Origin of the sequence: Piscirickettsia salmonis LF-89 = ATCC VR-1361, from assembly GCF_000297215.2 — a bacterium.
Lineage (GTDB): Bacteria > Pseudomonadota > Gammaproteobacteria > Piscirickettsiales > Piscirickettsiaceae > Piscirickettsia > Piscirickettsia salmonis.
Genome location: NZ_AMFF02000148.1, coordinates 1 through 4,325 on the forward strand (window position 1 = coordinate 1; position 4,325 = coordinate 4,325).

Consider the following 4,325-nt stretch of genomic DNA (forward strand, 5'->3'; position numbering starts at 1 on the left):
GTCAGTGCGTAAGGTGAGTACATAAAACCTCTCAAGATTTTTCTCTCTTTGCCGACCCCTATATATATTAAGTTATATTATTAAGTTCATATAAAATTATTTACTGAACAAAGATGTGTTATGAGTGAGAATGATAATGACAAGCACAATTACCACAATACCATCAACTGTGACCTAAAGGACATCATCAACAAAAATATTAACGAGATCTCACCTAGCAAAATTGCTGAGCTTCAGTATCTGCAAAAACTATATGAGAATAAAAAAAACATTGCCGAGAGAGCAAAAAGTAACAGTGAAATTGCTGATAAGTACCAGCAAGAAAAACACCATGAATTCAAAGAAATTGAAGAAAAAATAACCTTAACAAAAAGTCAGCATAAAGCTGATTTAAACCATCTAGTTAAAGTTAAAGATCAAGTGACTTATCAAGCAAAACAAGCAAATATTGAAGCTGATAAATTAAAAAAAGAAACTCTAAGAGCAGATGAAAACATACAAAAAGCAATAACCAAACAAAATAATATTATAGAAAAATTACAGTATCAACTTGATCAGGTTAATAAAGACCTTACAATTGCAAACAGTGAAATGAAAAATAAAAAAAATAATGCAGACGTCCAGCATAATGCATCCATTAAAGTCAAAGTCAGCGTCATTGAGTTTATTAAAAAATCAGTCAAACCAAATCAAACAACAAGCAATTCTTCATAAAAAAAATAGAAAAATATACCAATAAATTAAAATCAAAATAATAATTTACAATCAATTTAAAAATATTTTATTTTTATATTAACTTTAAGTTACATCTAGTTTTAGTTATATTAAATAATCAAATTTTATAATAATATAATATAAAATATATTATTGACTTAACATAATCAATACATTACAATCAATCATGTCGTTAATTTTTTTTAACAAAATATTGTTTTGTTTTAAAGTTACCAAAATTTGATATATAAGTTAATTTTAACCGGTCTAAAGTCAATAGAGTTATTGCAACTATTTAGCTATAAAGACAACGTCTTTTTTCATAAATTAGCAAAATAAGATTTATTTACAACCTCTAAAAATATATAAATTTTAAGGAAAACTATAATGAAAATAAAACGACTCAATGCCTTAGTCGCATCTAGCTTATTTGCTGTGAGTATCGCAGTAACGTCAGTTGCCAATCAACAAGTCGATTTGCAAAGTATCAGAGATATGTATGGCAACATTGCACAAGCACAAGGTTATGCCTCATATGATAATACGGCAACATCTGGGATCGCAATCAATAACTTTGTACGAATGCCTCCCTCTCACCCAACAGGTTCTATCGAATTTTTTTTTGAAGATGACTTAAATCAATTTAAAAAAGAATTAGGCATTTATACTTCTGTCGAAGTACCAATAAAAACAGTCAACGTTAAAGATATCGCTAATTTCGCAAGTGCTTATGTACAAAATGATCAAACTTTATCACTAATTTATAATGCAAATTGGGCCTACACCTATGGCATTACACCAAAACTAGGTACACACTTTGCACTGACAGCTGATGCAACTCAACTCTATCTCCAGTCTCCAGAAACTTTTTTATCAACCTATGGCAATAGCTTTATTAACCAGTTTCGTGCGGGAGCAAGTCTCTATGTCATGCTACAAATCCATTTTGAATCTCAACAATCGAAACAAAGCTTTTCAGAGCTAATTTCTGCAGGCAAAGAAGGTATTGCAGCGGTTATGCTCAAGCTTCAAGGCAGCATCAAACAAAAACACTTGAAGGGTACTATTAATATTCGTGCTCTGCAATTAGGTGGTGATCCCTCAAAGCTTACTGAAATTTTTAGCAAAAGTACAGGTGAAGGTTCGGGTTTCGCTGCCTTTAGTTTCAGCGATATTAATCAAGGCATGAAAATTGTAAACTCTGCAATTAGCTACAGCAAAAATCTCTCTAAGCAAGTTGATCCAGAGAATTACAGCACCTTATTTACTTTCGGTAATTTCTCTACCACACCTTATCATGCCATTGATCCAGATATACCTGCTTATCCTGAGGGTAAGTTCAATAAAAATACTCTAGCCGCACGCCAAACAATTAAACAGGCTTATACTCAACTTTTGGCATTAAAAGACTATAAAATTCCATTTTATATTTTAAATAATTTTTATAACAGTCTAACTAACCCTGCCCAAGAAGAGTTAAATACAGTCAATAATTATAAAAATAATTTAGAAAGTTATTTTAATAATGCACACGACACCCCGCAATATAATTGTTATCAACCTGGCAATGAAAATGCAACCTGTGCGCAAGCTGCGCAAGCTCTCGCAAACTTTACTCCAGATAACATCCAAACAGCCATTAGTGAACTAGAGCAATTTAACTACAGTGTGAATATTGCAGATCGCTATGCCGCTTATCCAACCTCGATGATCAATTACAACTCAAATGATATTAATCAAAGTTTTGTCCTAGAAAATTTAAATGGCAAAACATATCAAGGTACAGTTCAAGCCTCTCAACCAGAACATTTTGACCCCAAATTAAGTCAAGGGCTGTATACACTCTTAGCAGAACCTACAATCAAAAACTTAGATTATAATATTCCAAGTAGAAGCGGATCAAACTGGCTACACGCCAGTAAAATTGGCACAAGAGACTTCTTTAGTACTAAAGACGGCTATATTCAATTTACCAATAGCGTGTACCGCCCTTACCCTGCTGGAACTGTATGTCTTTACCTGCCCGCAGGAGCTTGGTTTGCAGGAGGTATCCTCAATGAACGCACTCATGAATATTCTCGTACTCCCGTCTTTCAGTCTACGAGTTTAAAAGCGCAAGTTGGTGATAAAATCACTATATATCCTGTCACAAATGGTGATGATAATGGTGCCAAACAATACTTTATTGTCTCAAAACCTGGTGAAACGGGCCTAAATAAAGATAATATTATGCAATTGCCTTTACAAACAACAGTGAATTTCTGGGGAACCGTATGGAATACTGATTACTCATTCACTTATAATGACAGCAACTGTCTCTAAGCCAAAATTAGCCCGCTGCTGCATAGCGGGCAATACACCTAAAGCTCTCGCCCCACACTCACCACTGGCTTAGCAGCCTGAAAGTATTGTTCAGCCTCCTCTGCTTGTTCAAAAGCTTGATACATAATATTTGTCTTATGAGTTCTAGTCTCCCAAAAATTATTATATTTGCCCGCATTATTCCTCAAAGAATAATCATGTATTGCAGAGATAAGCGCTTGCTGTAAATCTTTAACAGTCATCGTATTATACTGTAAAGTCACTGAAGAGCTAGAAAACCACTCTTCTACCACTAAGTGATTCGCTTTCAAAGCATTATATACGCCCTGAGGAATTTTATAATATTTTCCAGCAAAACGAATACCTTTTCCTCCTACGTCTTTAGAGCCATTACATGTATTTTCTAACAGGCTAGTAATTAATACCCCTTTCAATTTACGGCCTTTTCCACTTTGATGTTCATTTTGATGCTCATCACCTCGATATTTATTACGTTGAGGCAAATCTATACATTGGAACTCTGTTTCCAGATGTCTTATAAATTGACGAGATGACCTGTTACGCGAAATTTCGCTAAGTCCTGATAATCCAACATTATGCTGTTTTGTCACACGAGTACCCAATGCCGGATTCAAAATATCAATTATCCCATCTCCCAACCAGCTTCGATGATGATTTCCGGTCTGAGCTAGAATATCGGCTAATACATAGCAACACTCCAAACTTTGTTTTTCAGGATCATTAGGATAACTTGACTCAAACCCCTTAAGCTTTTTTGCTAGCTCATGGTGATGATGACGGCCAATATGCATCCCTACCTGATACCAGCCATACCACCCGTCCTCCTCTCCAAATTTCTCTAAGTATCTTTCCCCTAACGCATTTAATAGCTCAGGGGTAATACTTCTTATATCGCCTTCTCTCACTAATTTTTTAATCTCACCCAACTTCATTGCCAAATTCTCCTAACTACTTAATAGTCTTGCCTATAGTCAGGTTAATTTTCAGAGCAATAAAAATATATAGTGATATTTAAAACAGATCAGCCAGAATTGTAAAATTCAAGTAATTAATATCAAAAGTAATGTATTTATTAAATAACGTGAGTTCGATATAACTCAGCTGGTCAATAGATTACGCTGGATATTAAGCGATGGCTTCTTCTCCTGAAGACAGTAGGCTGCTAACGCTGCGAGCCATGGAGTGCTAAGCACGGGGTGAGTAGGCCGAGGTAGGTTCGGGTTTTTAGCAGAGCGGAGTTGCGAAAGACCGTTAGGTCTGTAGCAAGC

At 34.8% G+C, this 4,325-nt stretch carries 3 protein-coding genes; 2 read left to right on the forward strand and 1 reads right to left on the reverse strand.

What is annotated here, in order from left to right; genetic code table 11:
* Positions 1-120: 120 nt before the first annotated feature.
* A complete protein-coding gene (locus C200_RS12330; protein ID WP_016211726.1) occupies positions 121-714 on the forward strand; it encodes a hypothetical protein in 594 nt (197 codons plus the stop codon).
* Between the two features lie 387 nt (positions 715-1,101).
* On the forward strand, positions 1,102-3,036 hold the full coding sequence (locus C200_RS12335) for a hypothetical protein (protein WP_016211728.1): 1,935 nt from the start codon (positions 1,102-1,104) through the stop codon (positions 3,034-3,036).
* A gap of 38 nt (positions 3,037-3,074) precedes the next feature.
* Here C200_RS12335 and C200_RS12340 read toward each other — a convergent pair whose 3' ends face one another.
* Entirely contained in the window at positions 3,075-3,989 is a 915-nt protein-coding gene (locus C200_RS12340) for a hypothetical protein (RefSeq protein ID WP_016211725.1), read from the reverse strand.
* Between the last annotated feature and the right edge of the window lie 336 nt (positions 3,990-4,325).